Origin of the sequence: Akkermansia muciniphila (assembly GCF_002884975.1) — a bacterium.
GTDB lineage: Bacteria > Verrucomicrobiota > Verrucomicrobiia > Verrucomicrobiales > Akkermansiaceae > Akkermansia > Akkermansia muciniphila_C.
In genome coordinates this window covers 133065-151965 of the sequence record NZ_PJKB01000002.1, presented here as the reverse complement: position 1 = coordinate 151965, position 18901 = coordinate 133065, and the positions used below count along the sequence as shown (strand labels likewise).

Annotated in this window: 18 protein-coding genes; 16 read left to right on the top strand and 2 right to left on the bottom strand. The window is 58.5% G+C overall.

Annotated elements, in window-relative coordinates:
- Positions 1-8: 8 nt before the first annotated feature.
- The 16 genes from CXU21_RS06735 (at position 9) to CXU21_RS06660 (ending at position 17030) form a co-directional block, all read left to right on the top strand.
- The gene (locus CXU21_RS06735; RefSeq protein ID WP_102711976.1) at positions 9-812 is read left to right on the top strand and encodes a VC0807 family protein; all 804 of its coding nucleotides are present in this window, start codon (positions 9-11) and stop codon (positions 810-812) included.
- Between the two features lie 12 nt (positions 813-824).
- Entirely contained in the window at positions 825-2363 is a 1539-nt protein-coding gene (locus tag CXU21_RS06730) for a sialate O-acetylesterase (protein WP_102725524.1), read from the top strand.
- A gap of 21 nt (positions 2364-2384) precedes the next feature.
- Positions 2385-3362 (top strand): GDSL-type esterase/lipase family protein, encoded by a 978-nt coding sequence (locus CXU21_RS06725; RefSeq protein WP_102725523.1) that lies wholly within the window; start codon positions 2385-2387, stop codon positions 3360-3362.
- Between the two features lie 235 nt (positions 3363-3597).
- Positions 3598-4059: a DoxX family protein gene (locus CXU21_RS06720; protein ID WP_102712249.1), complete on the top strand. Its 462-nt coding sequence runs from the start codon at positions 3598-3600 to the stop codon at positions 4057-4059.
- A gap of 103 nt (positions 4060-4162) precedes the next feature.
- A complete protein-coding gene (gene purM, locus CXU21_RS06715; RefSeq protein WP_102725522.1) occupies positions 4163-5164 on the top strand; it encodes a phosphoribosylformylglycinamidine cyclo-ligase in 1002 nt (333 codons plus the stop codon).
- 66 nt (positions 5165-5230) lie between these two features.
- Positions 5231-7150 (top strand): amidophosphoribosyltransferase, encoded by a 1920-nt coding sequence (locus CXU21_RS06710; RefSeq protein WP_102711984.1) that lies wholly within the window; start codon positions 5231-5233, stop codon positions 7148-7150.
- Positions 7151-7183: 33 nt separating this feature from the next.
- The gene (locus tag CXU21_RS06705; protein WP_102711986.1) at positions 7184-7783 is read left to right on the top strand and encodes an RNA polymerase sigma factor; all 600 of its coding nucleotides are present in this window, start codon (positions 7184-7186) and stop codon (positions 7781-7783) included.
- A 106-nt stretch (positions 7784-7889) separates the two neighbouring features.
- Positions 7890-8405, top strand: a complete 516-nt coding sequence (locus CXU21_RS06700) for a hypothetical protein (protein WP_102725521.1) — start codon at positions 7890-7892, stop codon at positions 8403-8405.
- A gap of 72 nt (positions 8406-8477) precedes the next feature.
- Positions 8478-9287, top strand: a complete 810-nt coding sequence (locus CXU21_RS06695; protein ID WP_146016556.1) for a PDZ domain-containing protein — start codon at positions 8478-8480, stop codon at positions 9285-9287.
- Between the two features lie 113 nt (positions 9288-9400).
- Positions 9401-9769 (top strand): hypothetical protein, encoded by a 369-nt coding sequence (locus CXU21_RS06690; RefSeq protein WP_102711992.1) that lies wholly within the window; start codon positions 9401-9403, stop codon positions 9767-9769.
- Between the two features lie 13 nt (positions 9770-9782).
- Positions 9783-10322 (top strand): flavoprotein, encoded by a 540-nt coding sequence (locus tag CXU21_RS06685; protein WP_102725520.1) that lies wholly within the window; start codon positions 9783-9785, stop codon positions 10320-10322.
- Between the two features lie 153 nt (positions 10323-10475).
- On the top strand, positions 10476-10973 hold the full coding sequence (locus CXU21_RS06680) for a hypothetical protein (RefSeq protein ID WP_146016996.1): 498 nt from the start codon (positions 10476-10478) through the stop codon (positions 10971-10973).
- Between the two features lie 15 nt (positions 10974-10988).
- Complete coding sequence (locus tag CXU21_RS06675) at positions 10989-12038, top strand: M23 family metallopeptidase (RefSeq protein WP_102711998.1); 1050 nt, start codon at positions 10989-10991, stop codon at positions 12036-12038.
- 7 nt (positions 12039-12045) lie between these two features.
- A complete protein-coding gene (locus CXU21_RS06670; protein WP_102725518.1) occupies positions 12046-14703 on the top strand; it encodes a tetratricopeptide repeat protein in 2658 nt (885 codons plus the stop codon).
- 18 nt (positions 14704-14721) lie between these two features.
- Complete coding sequence (locus tag CXU21_RS06665; RefSeq protein WP_102712002.1) at positions 14722-16065, top strand: PPK2 family polyphosphate kinase; 1344 nt, start codon at positions 14722-14724, stop codon at positions 16063-16065.
- A gap of 215 nt (positions 16066-16280) precedes the next feature.
- Positions 16281-17030: a DeoR/GlpR family DNA-binding transcription regulator gene (locus CXU21_RS06660; protein WP_102712004.1), complete on the top strand. Its 750-nt coding sequence runs from the start codon at positions 16281-16283 to the stop codon at positions 17028-17030.
- Positions 17031-17085: 55 nt separating this feature from the next.
- On the opposite strand, the gene CXU21_RS06655 is transcribed toward CXU21_RS06660, so the two are convergent.
- Both CXU21_RS06655 and CXU21_RS06650 read right to left on the bottom strand, forming a co-directional pair.
- The gene (locus CXU21_RS06655) at positions 17086-17532 is read right to left on the bottom strand and encodes a GNAT family N-acetyltransferase (protein ID WP_102725517.1); all 447 of its coding nucleotides are present in this window, start codon (positions 17530-17532) and stop codon (positions 17086-17088) included.
- Positions 17533-17691: 159 nt separating this feature from the next.
- Positions 17692-18882, bottom strand: coding sequence for a cysteine desulfurase family protein (locus CXU21_RS06650; protein ID WP_102712008.1), 1191 nt, complete (start codon positions 18880-18882; stop codon positions 17692-17694).
- Positions 18883-18901: the final 19 nt, after the last annotated feature.

The window sequence follows — 18901 nt, the reverse complement described above, 5'->3', positions numbered from 1 at the left end:
ATCCGCGTATGATACAAGTACCTGCCTCCGAATTCATGGATAAGAAGCAAAACACCTCACGTTCCTCCCTCCTGGGAATTTTTATCAACATCCTTCTGCCGGTATTGATTCTGGACTACTGCAGCGCGGGTCCGGCCAATCCCCTGCAACGCCCGGCGGGGGAAAGCTTCTGGCACCTTGGCCCCGTGTGGGCGCTCGTCATCGCCCTGTCCCTTCCTCTTGTCTATGGAATCCGCTCCCTGGTCGTCACCCGGAAATTCGACTTGATGTCCGGCGTAGGCATGGCCGGCGTGCTGCTTACCGGCGTCATCAGCATCTTCGTCATCGGACCGGAAGGGCGCATCCACAGCGCCACCCCCTGGCTGTTCGCCGGAAAGGAAGCCCTCATCCCCCTCATCCTGGCCGCCGCGGTCATTGTCTCCCGTTCCACGGGCTCCCCCCTGCTTAACATATTCATTTACACGCCGGAGCTGTTTGACGTATCCAGAATAGAACAGAAGGTGGCTGCCAACGACGCGGAGCAGGCCTACCAGCGGCTGCTGGCCAGCTCATCCTGGGTGCTGGCGGGCACGCTCGTGGCCTCATCCATCGGCAACTTTTTCCTGAGCCTCTCCTTCATGTCTTCCGTCATGCGCCAGCCGGAGGCGGAACAGCAGGTGGCCTATAATGTAGCTATCGGCAGCATTACCTGGTGGGGCTTCCTGATCATCGGCGTTCCCATCCTGGCAGCCCTCGTCTTCATCATGCTGCGCCTGATCAAACGCCTCGGCCAGCTCACCGGACTCACCCGGGATGAACTCCTTCTCAGATAATCCGCTCAAACCATGCACCTCCATACTCCATTCATCCTGATTGCTGCCGTCGCCCTGAACGCGGCCTGGGCGGCCGCTCCTCAATTCGACCGCATCTACGGCTCCCACATGGTCCTTCCCCACGGAAAAAACGTACCTGTCTCGGGAACGGCGGACCCCAACAAAGAGGTATCCGTCACCTTCGGAAGCTCCACCCTGAACACCAAGGCAGACGCCCGGGGCAAGTGGCGCGTCATGCTCCCCCCCATGCAGCCCAACGGCACGGGACAGACGCTCACGGCTACCCAGAACGGAGATTCCTCCAAGCTGGACGACGTTCTGGTGGGAGAGGTGTGGCTGGCCTCCGGACAATCCAACATGCTGTTCCGCCTGAACCAAACCAATACCGCCAGGGAAGACATGGCCGCCTCCGGGGATGAACAGCTCCGCCTGCTCAACAACGTCCCCCAGGCCCACACCAACAACGCCCCTTATTCAGACAAGGACTTCGCCTCCGTCACCACGGATAATTTCTACAAGGGGCAGTGGCAGGCCAGCACCCCTTCCACCTCCGGCCCTATGACGGCGGTGGGCTACTACTTCGGCAAGAAGCTCCGGGAAGGCCTTGGCATGCCCGTGGGCATCATCCACTCCTCGCTCGGCGGTTCGGAAATAGCGGCGTGGATACCCCGGCAGGTCATCAACACCAACAACAGCTTCCGCACCCTGCGCGGCAACCACTGGCTGGATTCCCCCCTTATTTCCGACTGGGTGAGGGGCCGCGCCAAAAAGAACATCTCCCCGCGCCTGGACCAGGGCTCCCCTGACCATCCCTACAAACCGGCGTTCCTTTATGAATCCGGCATCGCGTGGATGACAGCCCTTCCCATCACGGGCGTCATCTGGTACCAGGGCGAATCCGACGCTGAAATCATTGACAACGAACAGAACGGCATGCTGCTGAAAACCATGATCTCCTCCTGGAGAAAAGCCTTCCGCAATCCGGAAATGCCCTTCGTCATGATTCAGCTCCCCCGCATCAACGATCCGTCAAAAATCCGTGCCGGCTGGCCGGAATTCCGGGAAATGCAGGACACGGTAGCCAAAACCGTCCCGCAGGTCTACAGCGTCAACACCATTGACCTGGGTTCCACCAACGCCGATGTCCACCCCCCCTTCAAGCGTCCCGTGGGAGAACGCGCGGGGAACACGGCACTCAACAAGGTTTACGGCAAAAAGGTTCCCTGTGAAGGCCCCTCCTTCAAAGCCTTCAAACCCTCCGGCAACTCCCTTCTGATCCAACTGGAACATGCCAAAGGCCTGACCACGACGGACGGCAAGGAACCGGCCCAGTTTGAAATTGCCGGAGCGGACGGGACCTACCATTCCGCCACGGCGGAAATCGTGAATAAAAAAGGCAGCACCGCCGTCATCCGCCTTACTTCCCCGGAGGTCAAATCCCCCAGGAACGCCCGGTACTGCTGGAACCGCTTCGTAACCCCCAACCTGGTCAACGGAGACCAGCTCCCGGCCCGGCCCTTCCGGACGGATGCGCCCGCTCTTAAAAAATAACTCTCGTCATTCCACCCTGCCATGAACCTTCATCTTCTCTTCGCTTCCCTGGCCGCGGCCCTTTCCCTGGGCATCGCGGCACAGGCCGCCCCCACCAAAGTAGCCTGCGTGGGGGACAGCATCACCTTCGGCTCCGGCCTCAAACCCGGAGATGCCCGGTATCCGCAGGTGCTCGGCACGCTGATGGGTCCGGACTTTGACGTCAGGGGCTTCGGCAATCCCGGAAAAACGGCCGGGGATTATCCGGGCCAGGTGGGCCGCTGGTACGGCAGCACCAAGGAACACAAGCAATCCCTGGAATTCAAGGCGGACGTTTACATCTGCAACCTGGGCATCAATGACACGGGCCGCTGGTGGGACCCCAAGCTGTTCGCCAAGGGTTATGACGACCTGTTCAATGCCTGGAAATCCGCCAATCCCAAGGCCAGATTCTTCGCCTGGGGCCTGCTGGGTCCGGACTACCGCGGCCCGCTCAACAAAAAGGCGTTCCCCGGCAACTGCTACCCGGACGTGCGCAAATACGCAGGCTCGGACAACGGCTCCGCAGCCAACCGTCCGGAAGCGGAAAAACTGATCGCCACCGTGGCGCGCAAGCACAAGGTCGGCCTCTTTGACGCGCTGCACCCCCTTTCCGACCATCCGGAATGGTATGTGGACGGCCTGCACCCCACGGAGCCGGGCGCGCGGCGCATCGCGGAAATCACCTTCGCCAAGCTGGCAAAAAGCATGAAGCTCAAGCAGCCCGCTCCCAAGCTGGAACCTGGCACCGGCAACGTGATTATCAACAATCCCGGAGACTCCGGCATCCTGCTGGACGGCTGGAAGCTGACGGACGGCTCCAATACGCTCGTCTTTGAAAACGCCACCGTCATCCACCCCAAAGACAGGCTTATCATCACCATAGGCGCGGAAACTCAAAAGGACCCAACCAAGCCCCTGGAAATCAAATCCGCCAAATCCCCCTCCGCCTTCCGCCTGATTCCCGCAAAAAAGCATTGAACACCCCTTGAAAAACCTATTGAAGAGGCTGTCTGACAGCCTCTTCAATAAGAAACATTATCTCCTTCTCCACCCGCGCGCGGCAGTATCTGCCGGCAGACCGGAAACTGTGGAAAGTGCCCGGCTTCTCCTCAAACGGAACGTCCGCGCAGCAGGCCGCTTCCTCCTGGTTCCGGATATTTCATTTCATCCTATTTTATTTGAGCATTTCTGCCGCACGAACGGTCTACAGTGCATGGAACAGAATAAATGCAAATCACCCGCATGCTGCCTGCTTGGCTCCTTTGCCACTAACACCAGCATGGACTTCGGCGTCCTGCTGCTGCGCCTGGGCGTAGGCGCAATGATGCTTGTGCACGGCATCCCCAAGCTGAACATGCTCATCAGCGGAAACTGGGCCGCCTTCCAGGACCCGCTCGGAATCGGCAACTTCCTGTCTCTGCTGCTGTGCGTGGGCGCGGAATTCGGATGCTCCATCCTGATCTTCCTGGGCCTCTTTACCCGCCTGGCCGCCCTCATCCTGATCATTAACATGTGCGTGGCGCTCTTCCTCGTCCTGGGCCTCTCCGGCTGGGGCGCCCAGGAACTCGCGTCCATCTACCTGCTGATTTATCTGACCCTCTTCTACACGGGGCCGGGCAAATTCTCCCTGGATGCCTGGTGGCTCTGGCGCGACTGCAAGATAGAAGTGGAATAAAAAGGCCTCCTCCTGCCCGGCCTATGGCAAAAATACTTCTTTTTTCACTCGCCGCGGCAGGAGCCTTCCTCTAGGATGCTGGCACACCCAGTCCATCCGTTCAATGTCCGGCAAATTAACCTACAAGCAATCGGGGGTCGATACCAAAGAAGCAGCCGCTTTTGTATCCGACATCAGCTCTCACGTTAAAAGAACGCAAAAGCAGCGCTCCCTGCACCAGGCCTTTGGTCTTTTTGCCGCCGCCTATGACCTCAGCTCCTACAAGGAACCGGTCATCGTCACCGGATGCGACGGCGTGGGCACCAAGACGGAAATCCTGTTTGAACTGGACATGGTGGAAACCGCCGGCAAGGACCTGGTGGCCATGAACGTCAACGACATCCTCACCACTGGCGGGGACCCTCTTCTCTTCCTGGACTACCTGGGCATCTCCAACCTGGAACAGGAACGTACGCGCATCACCCGCCTGGTGGCCGGGATGTGCGACTATCTGGAATCCTGCAACTGCATTCTGGCAGGCGGGGAAACGGCGGAAATGCCCGGCGTGGTTCCGGAATCCATCGTGGAGCTTTCCGGCTTCTGCATCGGCTGCTGTGAAAAAAGCAAGCTGATTGATCCCAAGACCGTCCAGCCCGGTGACGTATTCATCGGTTACAAATCCGACAGCTTCCATGCCAACGGCTGGAGCCTCATCCGCCGCATCCTGGAAGAAAATCCGGACGTGGTTGATGAAGAGGAACTCCGCTCCCTGCTGCAGCCTACCCGCCTGTACCATGATGTGGTGGCGGACATGCGCAGCTCCAATGTCATCCCCAAGGCCTATGCCCACATCACCGGGGGCGGCCTTCCGGAAAACCTGGAACGCTTTCTGGGCGACTACGGCGCGGACCTCACCATTCCCTTCTGGGATAACCCCGCAGCCCAGAAAATCCTGAAGCATGCGGACCCCCAGGACCGCTTCAACACTTTCAACATGGGCATCGGCTGGGTAGCCATCGTAAAGCCGGAGGACGTGGAAGCCGCGTTGAAGGCAGGCCCCGGCGGCACGGTCATCGGCACGCTGAGAGAAGGCCGCGGCATTCATGTCAAGGTACAGGGCGAATAGAGACGGAGCCATTTCCTTGCAGCGGATACACCACACTTCACAGGACAATCTTTTCATCACAATCCCATGAGCGATTTTCTTAAACACGAGTGCGGCGTAGCCGCCATTCGCCTGCTTAAGCCTCTCTCTTATTTTCAGGATAAATACGGCTCCACCCTCTGGGCGTTCAACAAGCTGCTCATCCTGATGGAAAAGCAGTACAACCGCGGGCAGGACGGCGCGGGCATCGGCTGCGTTAAGCTGAACATGCCCCTGGGGCAGCCCTACCTGTTCCGCACCAGGGACGCCAGCAAGGACGCCCTGACCACCATCTTCAACGGGCAAATCAAGAAGCTCAACAAAAAAGTCCGCCGCGGCCAGGTCAACCTGAAGGACGCGGAAGACATCAAGAACAACTTTGACTACGGCGGTGAAATCCTGATGGGCCACCTCCGCTACGGCACCTCCGGCCTCTTTGACGAAGGTTCCTGCCATCCCTACCTGCGCCGCACCAACTGGCCGACGCGCACCCTGATGGTGCTGGGGAACTTCAACATGACCAACACGCCGGAGCTCAACCAGCGCATGATTGAACGCGGGCAGCACCCCGTCTTCGGCACGGACACGCAGACCGTCCTTGAAGAAATAGGTTACCACCTGGATGAGGCCCACACGGACCTTTACCGCGCCCTGCGCGACGGCGGCATGCCCGGACCGGAAATCCCCCATGCCATCTCCTCCCGGCTCAATATCCAGGAAATCATTCATAACTCCGCCAAACAGTGGGACGGCGGCTACGCCATCATGGGCGCCATCGGCAACGGGGACTACTTCTGCCTGCGGGACCCCCACGGCATCCGCCCCTGCCACTACCTCATCACGGATGAATACATAGCCGTAGCCTCCGAACGCGTTCCGCTGATGACCGTCTTTGAAGCGGAAAGCGAACAGGTGCAGGAACTGCCCCCGGCCCACATGCTCTCCATCAAGGCGGACGGCACGCATAACATCACGGAATTCACCACTCCGCTGAAGCCCACCCCGTGCTCCTTTGAAAAAATCTACTTCTCCCGCGGGAATGATCCCATCGTGTACCGGGAACGCAAGGCCCTGGGCGCGGCGCTGACCCCCCAAATCGTGGATTCCCTGGAAGACCGCTTTGACAAATCCGCCATCACCTACATCCCCAACACGGCGGAAACCGCCTACTACGGCCTGCTGGAAGGCCTGCGCGTCTACCGCCGCAAGCGCGTGCACGCCCAGCTTCTGGACGCCCTGAGAAACGGGACCCTGGATGAAAAGATGCTGGACAGCGCCATCCTGAAACGGTGGCCGCGCGGTGAAAAAATCGCCCACAAGGACATCAAGATGCGCACCTTCATCACGCAGGAGAAGAGCCGCGCGCAGCTGGTCTCCCACGTGTATGACCTCACTTACGGGGCCGTGGGTCCGGAAGACGTGCTCGTCGCCATAGACGACTCCATCGTCCGCGGCACCACGCTGAGAAGGTCCATCCTCCGCATCCTGGGACGCACCAATCCCCGGAAAATCGTCGTCGCCTCTACTGCTCCGCAAATCCGGTATCCGGACTGCTACGGCATTGACATGTCCGAGCTGGGGAACTTCATCGCCTTCCAGGCGGCGGTCTCCCTGCTCAAGCAGCACGGACAGGCCCGGCTGCTGGAAGATGTGTACAAGGCATGCAAGGAGGAACTGACCAAGCCCAGGGAAGAACGGCGCAACTGCGTCAAGGCCATTTACGAAGGCCTGACGGACGCTGAAATCTCCCGTGAAATCACGCGCCTAGTCACGCCGCATGACGCTCCGTGCCCCGTGGAAGTCATTTTCCAGACCATTGAAAACCTGCACGCCTCCATAGAAGGCCCCTGCGGAGACTGGTATTTCACTGGGGACTACCCGACTCCGGGCGGATATACCACAGTTAATGTGGCATACATGCGCTGGTTTGAGGGTAAAGGGGGCCGTGCATACGATTTGCCCTTGTAGCGGGTACCTATTTTTGGGTATTCTGCTGCTAATATGTCGGGACCCATTGCATATACGACCCTGGAAGACACTGAACTGGTCGCCAGGGCGCGGGAAGGAGATTCGCGTGCTTTTGATGAACTAGTCGTTCGTCACAGCCGCAAGCTCCACGCCACTCTGTACCAGATGACGGACAACTATGACGATGCTTATGACATCGCTCAGGAAGCGTTTTCCAAAGCCTACCGGGCCTTGCGCTATTTCAACGGGCAAAGCGCCTTTTACACCTGGCTGCATTCCATTGCCGTCAACCACGCCAGGAACTTCCTGAAAAAGAGAAACCGCAGGATGACCTACAGCCTGGACGACGACGAGTACGGCGACCATACGGAAAAGGACATGAACATGGCTGATGAAACGGATGGGGCGGACCCGGAACGCCGCACCCATTTGAACGAACTTCAGCTCAAGATCAATGAAGCCCTGAAGAAACTCTCCACCAAGCACAGGGAAGTCGTTGTCCTTCATGATGTGAAGGGTCTTAACCATACGGAAATATCCGCCCTGCTGGGCATCTCCGAAGGAACGCTCAGATCACGTCTGCATTACGCCCACAAGGAACTCCAGGGACTGCTGGCGGAATATCTGAGTTAACGGTGAAAAAAATATTGAACGCCGGTTCCCCCCGCCCTGTCAAAATGCATAGTCCTAGGTTTAGGACTAAAACCCCAAACCTTTATTACACTTAAAATCAACGACGATGGATAAACAATCCACAGAACACAATGAGGAAACTCTGGTTGCCATGCTGGCATCTTTTCGCAAGGAAGCCTGTTACCATGACAACTTTGAGGAAGATTTCCTCCGTAATTTTCACTTAAGAAAGGAAACCGATCCGGCTACCCACTCTGCTTGGAAATTGCTACTCGAACGCCTGGACAACTATCTGCAAAACTTTCGCGGTTGGCAGTGGGTCTACGCCTCCATGTCCATCGTGACATTGGCTGCTGTCGGCGTTATTATCGCATCCGGGAATATGGATGAACCTGCTGATTCCTACGTATCCACCAAGGATAATGAAACAAAGATCATTCAGAACTCCGTTCCCGTAAGTATCGAAACTATTGAAAAACCTTCAACCGAAGCCGCCCCCGCTGAACAACCCGAATTCACCACGGGAGCGTCTTCACATGAAACATCGGCCAAAGACAGTCAGCTGAAGACTGATTCCAATACCGATAAAAAACCGGTATCCCGCGTTCTCATTGAGATGTAACAATCCATGATGAACCTGGCTCCGATATTGGCGGGCATAGCCGTTGCAGGCTTGATTTATCAAGCGGCGGCCGTGCCTGCCCCTTTTAAGGTAGAAGCCATTCCGCAACAGGCGGAAGGAGCGCCGTACACTGCCATGGCGGCGCAGGTCGGAAAAGACCTGATCGCCTCCCTGATTCCGTACAGGGTCTTTAAAAACGGAGGGGTAGCCTACTATCTTGGGGACAAGGACACTCCGCCCCTGCAAGTATGGGCCCAGGAAAAACTCACGGGCCTGACCATCTTCAAGGTGGACGCCGCCCGGATCAGCGGAGATCCCGCAATCCTGGCGCCCGCTGGCACTCTCAGGCGCGGCGCACGGCTGGCCTTTACCAGCAACCGCAACGAACCCACGCTGGGAATTTACGTGGGCATGGAGCATTCCATAGGAGACACCAGCTTCCCGCTGCGCCTTGTCCGCGCCCAATTCCCCAAGCTGGCGGCACCGCCCATCGGCCAGCCCTGCTATGACGCTGAAAACCGCCTGGTCGGCATCGTGCTGGGAGTCTCCCGCAGGGGAACGTGCCATCTGCTGCCCGCCCAGGCCATTTCCTTCCTGGCGGACCATCCGGAAGCCAAAAGAGTGCGCCTGGGGTGCCTTCTGGACATTAACGCCTCCACCCCCGTCATTGAAGGCCTCATTAGCGGAGGCCCCCTGGCCCGGGGAGGCATCCAGACCGGAGACATCCTCATCAGCATCAACGGCTCCGCCATCCGCAACTATGGCGACATGCTGGACGCCACCTATTACCTCACGGGAGACAAGCCCCTGACCGTTGAAGTCATCCGCGGCACCCAGGTGGTAAAAAGCAAGGGCATCATTCCCACACAGGATGCCCGGTAATGCGGAAACCCGCCTCCCGGGGAAACGCCGCAGCCCCCGCACGGCCCGGTCCAAAATCGTTCCGTGGCTTGTTTCAGGCTTGAACTCGGACGCCGGCGCACTTAAAAAAGGGCGTGCTTCAAATCGTCTTCAATAAAATCAGCGCTGCGGAAGTATCCAGCATCCCTACTCTGGAACAACTGGACCTGCTCGGAGACTTCCAGGTTTCTGAATCCACTCTGCAAACCCTGGATGACGCCCGTTTCGGCAAGATGGAAAAGGACGGTAAAATTCTTTACCGTTACGTAGCCAGAGACTACCGCATCTATTTTGAAGTCATTGAAGGCAAGGTGGTCGTCCACCGTGTCCTGCACGCCAACAGCCTGAACGATTTCCTGTTCCGCACCAACATTTCTCCCTCTGCGGGGGAAGATGAAATCCTGAGCCAGTCCAAACATTTCTGGAAACTCATTGACGAAGGCAAAAACGCCTCCAAATCCTGACCATTCTGATCCCATGGCCTGCATCATCCTGGGCATCTCCGGCTCCATTGCCGCGTATAAGGCGGCGGACATCGCTTCCGCCCTGGTTAAAGCCGGGCATGAGGTGCACTGCGTCTGCACGGCCAAGGCCCAGGAATTCGTCACGGCCCTCACATTGCACACCATCTCCCGCAACCCCGTTTTTTCTTCCTTTGAGGATGAAAAGGGAGACTGGGTCCCCCCCCACATCCAGCTCGCGCAGCGGGCGGACCTTCTGGTGGTGGCTCCCGCCACGGCAAACACCATGGCCAACTTCGCCCACGGCTTCGCGCCGGACATGCTCAGTTCCCTTTACCTGGCCTGCCAGGCTCCCGTGCTCATCTGCCCGGCCATGAACGTCCACATGTGGGAACACGCGGCCACGCAGCAGAATGCGGCCATCCTGAAGCAGCGGAAAGGCCACCACATCCTGGGCCCCTGTGAGTCCGGCGTTCTGGCCTGCGGCGCGGAAGGGGCGGGAAAACTGATGCCGGTGGACCGGATTGTTCAAGAAACGCTCTCCCTCCTGCCGTAACGGCTGCGTAAAAATTACCTCCATGCCTGTTTATTGGTTTGCCCCGGGAGAAGTAAATCTTTTATCATGGGCATTATGAAAATGCTCCTCTACTTCCTTGGGACTCTCATGCTCTGTTCCTGCGGGCCGGACAGATACCCCGTCAGCTTCCACATGGAGACAGGATCAACGGACAGCAAAAAATTCGCCTTCATGCATGACGGGCATTACTACAGCAAGGCTCCTTTCATCTCCCAGAAAGACATTGAATCCTATTACTCCTTCCCGGCGCAGGACAATACCTACGGTATTGTGGTCAACGTCAAGAAGGGCCTGGAAAGCCGGGTGGAGGGAATGACGGCCCAGAACCTGGGCAGGCAGATTCTTCCCGTAGTCAACGGGCACACCATGCAGCCCCTGCGCCTTTACAACAAGCCCGTCACCTCCGGCAAGCTGGCCGTCATGGGCGGCTTCTCCCCGGCGGACCTGGCAGCCATGGCGGAATTCATTCCTCCGGCGGACCTCAAAAGGGAGGAACCCATCAACAAGCTGGCCCCCGTCACCAAGCCCCTTCTTCCCGCCAAGGACCCCACGCAGGAAAAGAAGGAAGTCAAGGAGCCTGAAGAACATAAGGACCGCACCGTGGTCAGCACCCGCCGGGGGCGGATCTGATCCAGCACTCCCAGTATGAGCATGCACGGCAAGTTCCTTCCTTTCCTGATCGTCATTCTCCTGCTCTCGTGCAGCATGCCATTCCTGATGGCGGATACCGTCGTGCGCTTCCCCACGGAAAACACGGCCCTGCTGGACAACCGCCCGCAGGACTTTTACATGTACGTGGACCGGAACTTTGAAGGGGTAAAATCCCAGCCCTGGCAAGCGGGAGCCTACGGCTTCACCCGGACCCTCGTCAGAACCCAGGCCGGCCCCGTGGCGGTCAAATTCCATGAGGGCATTGACATCAAGCCTCTCAAGCGGGATGCCTCCGGCACACCGCTGGATGACGTGCACCCCGTAGCCGGGGGAACCGTGGTCCACGCCTCCTCCAATCCCACGCACAGCAACTACGGCCGCTACGTGGTTATTGAACACCGTCCGGCGGACGGACCGTTTTACAGCCTGTACGCCCACCTGGCGTCCGTCTCCTGCAAGGAAGGAGACCAGGTAGGAACGGGAAACGTCATCGGCAGGCTGGGTTACTCCGGGGTGGGCCTGAACAAAACACGCTCCCATGTGCATCTGGAACTCTGCCTCAAGCTTCAGGACGATTTTGAAACCTGGTACTCCAGCCTGAAACTGGGCACCCCCAACCGCCACGGCGCCTACAATGGGCTTAACCTGGCCGGGTTTGACCCGGCGCCCGTTCTCATCCAGTGCAAGGACGGCGCGGAATTCTCCCTCTCCCGCCACATCTCCAGTCTTCCGGTCCAATATGTGGTGCGCGTCCCATCAACGGGAAACGCGCCCAACCTTGTCACACGCTACCCCTTCATGTTGAAACCGGGACCGGACAACCCCAAATCCTGGGAAATCAGCTTTACGGGAACGGGAGTTCCCGTTTCCGTGACGCCTTCCGCCCAGCCGTGCACGGAACCCACCGTCATCCGGGCTGTTCCGCACCCGTTCTCCCAACTGTACAGGACATGCAACCGCGTTTCCGGTTCCAGCAAGGAACCGAAGCTGACCGCCTCCGGCAAACGCTACATCCGGCTCATCTTCATGGGGCCCGAACCGTAATCCTACCATGATGCCCACCTTTTCCAGTTCCTCCCGTTTTCTTCACGCCGTCCTCGCCTCCTGCGCGGTCTTCCTGCTGTCCCCGGGCGCCGGAGCCGCGGCAACTTCCTCTCCCGCGCCAGCCCTTTCACCGGAACGCCAGGCCCTGCTGAAAAATAAAAAATACCAGCAGGGGCTGAAGGCCCTGGAAGACCGCCTTCCCCTGGAAGCCAGCAAGCACTTTCAGGAATGCCTGAATTCCAAAAGCCTTCCGGAAGCTCAGAAAGCCGTCATCCGCCCCTTCCTGGCGGAAGCCCTCATTCGCGCCAATAAAACGGAAGAAGGGTTGAAAGCCTGGGAAGAACTGCCGGATTCTTCCATGAAAGCCTACTGGATGGCGACAGGCCTCTTCAACAAGGGCTCCTTCACGAAAGCTCTGGAAAAAATATCCGCCATTCCGGAGGCCGATCCCCTTTTTCTCTACGGGGTCCAGTTGAAAGCCCAGCTGGCGCGCCAGCTCCAGGACCGCCAGCTCCTGGTGGAAGCCCTCTCCCGGCTGGGACAGGCGGATTCCCCCGCCATTTCCCGGACAGCGCAGGTTCTGCTGGCTGACACCCTGGTGAATGCGGAACGCTACCCGGAGGCCTCCGCCATTCTGGAACAGCTCAAGGCGGGAATGGAAGGCAACGCGGATAAAGACCTGCCCATGCGCTCCTATGCAGAGCTGGTGGAAGGCAAACTGGCGGACAAACAGGGGAACCCGGAACAGGCCATAAAGATTTTTGCCTCCGTGATGGACAACAAGGCCTATCCGGGGAAAATCCGGGACCTGGGACGCCTGGCCCTTGCCAAAGCGGAGATCATCCGGGAGAAAAACAATCCGGAACAGGCGGAAGAGGAAACGCGCGCCCAGCCCCAGGCAGAGGAAGCGCCGCACACGGCCGGAACGGCGGAGGAACGCCTGCTGGCGTTCATTGGCGGCAAGTCGGAATCCTCCCTGCTGATGGACGCCTTCAATATGCTGCTGGAGGAAGACACCTTCCGCACCAATCCCCAGGCGCTGGAAAAACTCACCGGCTGGGTGAATGCCCGGGACGCCGCGCGCCAGCCGGCTGCCATGTACGCCATGGGCAGCCTGCTTCTGGCAAAGGACGACCTGCCCGGAGCCGTGAAAATTGCGGAAGAGGGCCTTTCCAAATACCCGCAGAGCCTTCCTGTTCAGACTCTTTGCCTGAACACCATCACGGCCCTGCTGAACAATAACCGCGTGGAGGATGCGGAACGCCTCATTTCCAAATATCCAGGCACGGCCCCCGGCCTTGTCTTCCAGCAGGGCGCCCTGGCCTTCCGCAAGGGAGACTACCAGCTGGCGCAAAAGCTTTTCCATGAAGCAGCCCGCCGCGCCTCGGAAAAGACGGCGGAAAGCGCCCTGTTTAATGAAAACCTGGCTGCGCTGAACGCCAATGACGCCGCGGGAGCCGCCGCGCTGGTCAAGGAAGCCGCTGGCTCCGCACAGCTCCGGGAGCGCATTCTCTTTGAACAGGCCCATTACGCCGCCAAAAGAATAACTCCCCAGGCGCCCGAACTACTGGCCCGCTTCGTGGCCCTGGCGGAAGATCCCGCCTTGAAAACCCAGGCGCGGCTGGACCAGGCGGAGGTGGCCCTGAACCTCAATCCTCCGGACCTGGAAACCGTGCAGGCCCTTCTTCCCTCCCTGGAAAAGGAACAGCTCACGCCGGACCAGACCATGCAGCTTGCCCGGCTGAAAATCCTGGAAGCGGAAAACCGGCAGGAATGGGCCAGCGCCATCCAGGCCTGCCGCCAGGCCATCTCCCTGGATGCGGAAGGCAAACAGGCGGACCTGCTTTATCTCAAGCTGGGGGAACTCCTGTATAAAAACGGGGACTTCCATGAAGCGCAGCTTGTCCTCCAGCCCTTCGCCTCCAAATATCCGAACAGCCCGCTGCAAGCCGCCGCCCTCTTCCTGGCCGGGAAAGCCGCCCAGCAGAGCAATACCGGGAACACGCTTCAAGCAGCCCTGAATATTTTCAAAACCCTGGGGGAAGGGGACACCCCGTTCGCCCAGCCGGCCAGAATAGAGGAAGCCTCCGTCCTGCTGCGCATGGGAAAGGCGGACCAGTGCATCGCCGCCCTGGAAAACCTGCTCTCCACTCCGCTGCCGCGGTACATGCGCCTCCTGGCCCTCTCCATCCAGGCGGACGCCTGGGTGACGAAGGAGGACACCAACTCAAACACCCTCCGCAGAGCCATCAACCTGTGCACGGAAATCCTGGACACCCCAAACCTGGGCCTGGCCTGGAAATTCAAGGCCCTTACCCAGCGCGCCCAGTTCTATGAACGGATGAACGACCAGAAAAAAGCGCTGGATGACTACGCCTCCATCCTGGCTCATACGCCCAGCGGCAGTTCCGCCAACAAGCGCCGGGACTGGCACTGGTTCTACAATGCCGGATTCGCCTCCATCCGCCTGATGGGCCAGCTCCAGGACTGGGACGGCGCGCTGGCACTGGCTAAAAAACTGGCGCAAACGTCCGGCCCCCGGGCCAGAGAGGCGGCGGCTTATGCGCGCCGCATCCAATTGGAACACTTCATCTGGCAGGATGAACCGGAAAAAGCCGCCCCGGAAGCCGGAAAACCGGAAACTCCGGAGCAAACAGCCAGGTAAGCCGCTTCCCCTCCCGCCATGGACACGCCTCCCACAGACAAAACCTGGAGAATTAACGCCGCCGCCATCATCATGGACACTGACGGCTACGTACTGCTGGGCAAGGACAACGGCCGCAACCCGTACTGGCACTTCCCTCAGGGGGGCGTCATTAAAAATGAAAGTATTGAACACGCCCTGGCCAGGGAGGTATGGGAGGAAGTGGGCCTGCGCCCCTCTGACTACACCATCGTGAGCAGTCTCTCCGGACTGCGTTACAAATACCCGTCCAGCAACCGGAAAGTCACGCGCTGGGTAGGCCAGGAACAAACCTACTTCCTCGTACGCTGCAAGACCAGGCGGCCCAAGACGGACCTGCACCGCAGCCCCGAATTCTCCAAAACGAAATGGATTCCGCTCCAGAATATCAAGCTGGAGATGTTCCCCAAATTCAAAAGGAAAGTCATCAAGGACGCCCTTGAACAATTCTTTGGCCTGGATCCGTCAGCCAAACCCTCCGCCGTGAAAACATCTTCCCCAGCTTCTACCGCCTCTCCAACATTAACTTCGCATACAATGAACCGTTACCTGGTGCCTCCGGGCAAAAAACTGCGTTTAAAGGATTACTCCCCGGATGATAAATCTCTCTTCTCCGGAACCAAGGAGGAATCCCTGATCGAATTCGACAAGCTGAGGGAGGAATTGCAGGAATTGCAGAAAAAACTCTTTGCCCAGCACAAGCACAGAGTCCTCCTCATCCTCCAGGCCATGGACGCGGGCGGCAAGGACGGCTGCGTCAAGCACGTCTTTTCCCGTGTGGACCCGCAGGGGCTGCACGTGGTCCCGTTCAAAAAACCCACCATTGAAGAACTGGACCATGACTTCCTGTGGCGCGTGCACAAGGAAGTGCCGTCCAAGGGGCAGATCGCCGTCTTCAACCGCTCCCACTATGAAGACATCATCGCCGTGCGCGTGAAAAAGATCTTTCCGGACCCCGTCTGGAAACGCCGCTACAAGCACGTTCTGGATTTTGAATCCATGCTTGCGGAAGAAGGTACCGTCATTATTAAGCTATTCCTGAATATCTCCAAGGCGGAACAGAAAAGAAGGCTGGAATCCAGGCTCCAGGACCCGGATAAACTTTGGAAGTTCTGCATGGACGACCTGGATGACCGGAACCGCTGGGAAGAATTCCAGACGGCCTATCAGGATCTCATTGAAAAGACATCCACTCCGGACGCTCCCTGGTACATTATCCCGGCAGACCGGAAATGGTACCGGAACCTTGTCGTCGCCCGCCTGATGGTGGAAAAGCTCCGCCATCTCCAGCTCACGTTCCCCACTCCCAACTTCGACCCGGCTTCCATCACCATTCCAGATTGATAAACTCTGTCATACCGATAACTAGTTTGTGCATCATAAAATTATTTTTGTACATTTCTCGGTATTCAATTGTCCCATCATTACAAAAACGGCATTATTCACAATAACAATCAAAACTTAGAATTTCTAACGCTTGACTGACATAGTGAAAAATTGTTAGAAAACGACTTAACACATAGAATGTGTAAATATTCTACATAGAAAAACAGAACGCAATGTATTTAGCATCCCAACGTAAAGAGTTCATTCTGAAAACCCTGGCCGAGCATGGAGCCGCAAGAACTATCGCCTTGGCCAAACAGATGAAGGTCACGGACGAAACCGTCCGCAATGATTTAATTAACCTTGAAAAACGCGGCTTTCTCAAGCGTGTCCACGGCGGGGCCCTGGCGCTTACCCATAAATCCCTCCATGAAGACATCGTCACTCAGGACGATGTTTCCATAAGGATTGCAAAAAAAGCGGTCCAGAACATCCCCGCTTCCGTGGTCATGTTCATTGACAGCAGCACCATGGGCTACCAGATCTGCAACCATATCAATTCCCGGGACACGCATGTGGTCTCCAACAACCCCACGCTGCTGACCCGGCTTGAAGGCATTCCGAACCTGAGCTTCTACTGCACAGGCGGACGGTTTGACCGTGAAGCCCTGGTTTATGTGGGACAGGAAGCCGCCAAGGCCGCCGGTTCCCTGAGCATTGACATGGTTGTGCTGACGCCGGACTGCTATTCCCCCAAGCATGGAGCCGGATACAAGAACATGCTGCAATCCGAATTCATCAAGAGCGTCATCCCTCCGGATGCCAAGGTGATCATCGCCACGCCTTCCACCAGCGTGGCGAACAACCCGGCATTCTACACCGTTGCGCCCTCCCAGATTTCCATGCTCATCACTGATGAAGCCCTTTCTCCTGAAATGGCTGACCAGATTGAGAAGAGCGGCGTCAAGGTGGAACTTGCCTGACGCTTATCTGCTTCACCCGGGCGGAGGTTCACTGGAACCTCCGCCTTTTTTATGTTTATTGGTTACTCTCTCTTTTCCATTCCAACCGGTACTCCCGGCTTCCTGTCAGCTCATCATCCCTGGAGCCGATCTCCACAAAGCCGCCGCGTTCATAAAACGCGCGGGCACGGGGGTTTTCCTCATACACTCCCACCGTCAGCATTCCCTTGCTGTGCTCTTTCACCCAATCCAGCAACGCCGTGCCTATCCCCTCACACTGGCGCTCCGGAGCCACAAACAGGGCGGCCAGCTCCCCTTCCCCCACCAGGCAGGCAAATCCGGCCACGCCTCCTCCGGCCCGGCATACCCACGTGCGCGCCCTGGGCAGGTACACCTGTTTCATCTCCTCCACCAGGCCGCACCAGAACCCCACCCCTGCAAAAGCATGGGCCTGTTCGGACGCTTTCATCCAAATATTCAGGACCTCCGTTTCATCCTTGCTCTGGTAATGTTCTATCTTCATACATTGACAACACGCGGGCGGCACATTCCTCCGCAGTTTGTACAGGCTAACAAAAGAACCGTACAGATTCAAGAAGGAAAATACCGTCTGCGGGCAGAAAAAGGACTCATGCGGAGCCGCCCGTTCCGGCCGGACGCCTCTTCCGGAGAGTGGAACGCATTACGGCTTATAAACAAGCACCGGGCCAGTCCGGGAGGACTGCACGCCGCGCACCTTCCGGACGGCGGAGGCCACCAGGGCCGCCGCCTGCGCCACTTCCTCCTCCGTGGTCATGGAGGACAGGGAAAAACGCAGAGAGGAGCGTACCGCCCCGTCAGAAAGCCCCATGGCCGTCAGGACGTGGGACGGCATGGGCTGCAGGGTGTGGCAGGCGGACCCCGCGGAACACAGCAGTCCGGCGGGCTCCAGCAACAGCATCAGCGCCTCCGCCGTACAGCCGTCAAATGCCAGATTGGAGGTATTCGGGATGCGCGCCATCCCTCCGGAATGCACGGTTACGCCCGGAACCTCCGCCTTCAGGCGGGATTCAAAGGAATCACGCATCCGGGCCAGACGCCCGGCGTCCTCCTCCAAATGCCGCAACGCCGCGCGCGCCGCCGCGCCAAAGCCGATGATCCCCGGAACATTCTCCGTCCCCGACCTCAGGCCGTGCTCCTGCCCCCCGCCAAACAGAGAGGGAGCCAGCGGAGCGCCGGAACGCCTGTACAGGCAGCCCGCCCCCTTGGGGCCATGAAACTTATGGGCGGATACGGAGGCGTAATCCACCTCCATCCCGTGCAGGTTCACGGGAATTTTCCCGGCGCACTGCACCATGTCCAAATGCACGGGAACAGCATGCCGCCGTGCTGCGGAGCACAAGGCCGCCGCATCCTGCAATGCGCCCGTCTCGTTATTGGCCCAAGCAAAGGAGACCCCGGCCGCACCATCCGCACAAACAGCCTCCCACTCCTCCGGAACGGCGCGGCCTTCCCGGTCCACGGGGCAAACACGGCCATGGCCCAGGGCCAGAGCCGTTTTCAGTGAAGCGTCATGATCCGTGGAAAGCACGCCTATGCCCCGGCCCCGCTCCCCGGCCATCTGGCGGAATGCCGCATTGGTGGCCTCCGTGCCGCCGGAGGTAAACACGATTTCCGAAGGAAACGCCCCCAGGAGGGCGGCCACGTCCGCACGGGCCTCCTCCACCGCTTCACGCACGAGCCTGGCGCAGCCGTAACCGGCGGAAGGGTTGAAAAACCGTTCTTTCAAAAACGGCTCCATGGCCGCGTAAACCTCCGGAGCCAGCGGAGTGGTGGCGTTATTGTCCCAATAAATCACGTCTTCATAACTCCCCCAATCGCGGGAAGGAGTCAAGCCGGAACATTATGCCCGG

What these genes read in the sequence shown, in the direction of transcription:
- CXU21_RS06655 (WP_102725517.1), bottom strand. Translation starts at nt 17,532, where the DNA reads ATGAAGATAGAACATTACCAGAGCAAGGATGAAACGGAGGTCCTGAAT.
- CXU21_RS06725 (WP_102725523.1), top strand. Translation starts at nt 2,385, where the DNA reads ATGAACCTTCATCTTCTCTTCGCTTCCCTGGCCGCGGCCCTTTCCCTG.
- CXU21_RS06665 (WP_102712002.1), top strand. Translation starts at nt 14,722, where the DNA reads ATGGACACGCCTCCCACAGACAAAACCTGGAGAATTAACGCCGCCGCC.
- purM (WP_102725522.1), top strand. Translation starts at nt 4,163, where the DNA reads ATGTCCGGCAAATTAACCTACAAGCAATCGGGGGTCGATACCAAAGAA.
- CXU21_RS06720 (WP_102712249.1), top strand. Translation starts at nt 3,598, where the DNA reads ATGGAACAGAATAAATGCAAATCACCCGCATGCTGCCTGCTTGGCTCC.
- CXU21_RS06670 (WP_102725518.1), top strand. Translation starts at nt 12,046, where the DNA reads ATGATGCCCACCTTTTCCAGTTCCTCCCGTTTTCTTCACGCCGTCCTC.
- CXU21_RS06680 (WP_146016996.1), top strand. Translation starts at nt 10,476, where the DNA reads ATGGAGACAGGATCAACGGACAGCAAAAAATTCGCCTTCATGCATGAC.
- CXU21_RS06735 (WP_102711976.1), top strand. Translation starts at nt 9, where the DNA reads ATGATACAAGTACCTGCCTCCGAATTCATGGATAAGAAGCAAAACACC.
- CXU21_RS06730 (WP_102725524.1), top strand. Translation starts at nt 825, where the DNA reads ATGCACCTCCATACTCCATTCATCCTGATTGCTGCCGTCGCCCTGAAC.
- CXU21_RS06660 (WP_102712004.1), top strand. Translation starts at nt 16,281, where the DNA reads ATGTATTTAGCATCCCAACGTAAAGAGTTCATTCTGAAAACCCTGGCC.
- CXU21_RS06705 (WP_102711986.1), top strand. Translation starts at nt 7,184, where the DNA reads ATGTCGGGACCCATTGCATATACGACCCTGGAAGACACTGAACTGGTC.
- CXU21_RS06675 (WP_102711998.1), top strand. Translation starts at nt 10,989, where the DNA reads ATGAGCATGCACGGCAAGTTCCTTCCTTTCCTGATCGTCATTCTCCTG.
- CXU21_RS06700 (WP_102725521.1), top strand. Translation starts at nt 7,890, where the DNA reads ATGGATAAACAATCCACAGAACACAATGAGGAAACTCTGGTTGCCATG.
- CXU21_RS06710 (WP_102711984.1), top strand. Translation starts at nt 5,231, where the DNA reads ATGAGCGATTTTCTTAAACACGAGTGCGGCGTAGCCGCCATTCGCCTG.
- CXU21_RS06685 (WP_102725520.1), top strand. Translation starts at nt 9,783, where the DNA reads ATGGCCTGCATCATCCTGGGCATCTCCGGCTCCATTGCCGCGTATAAG.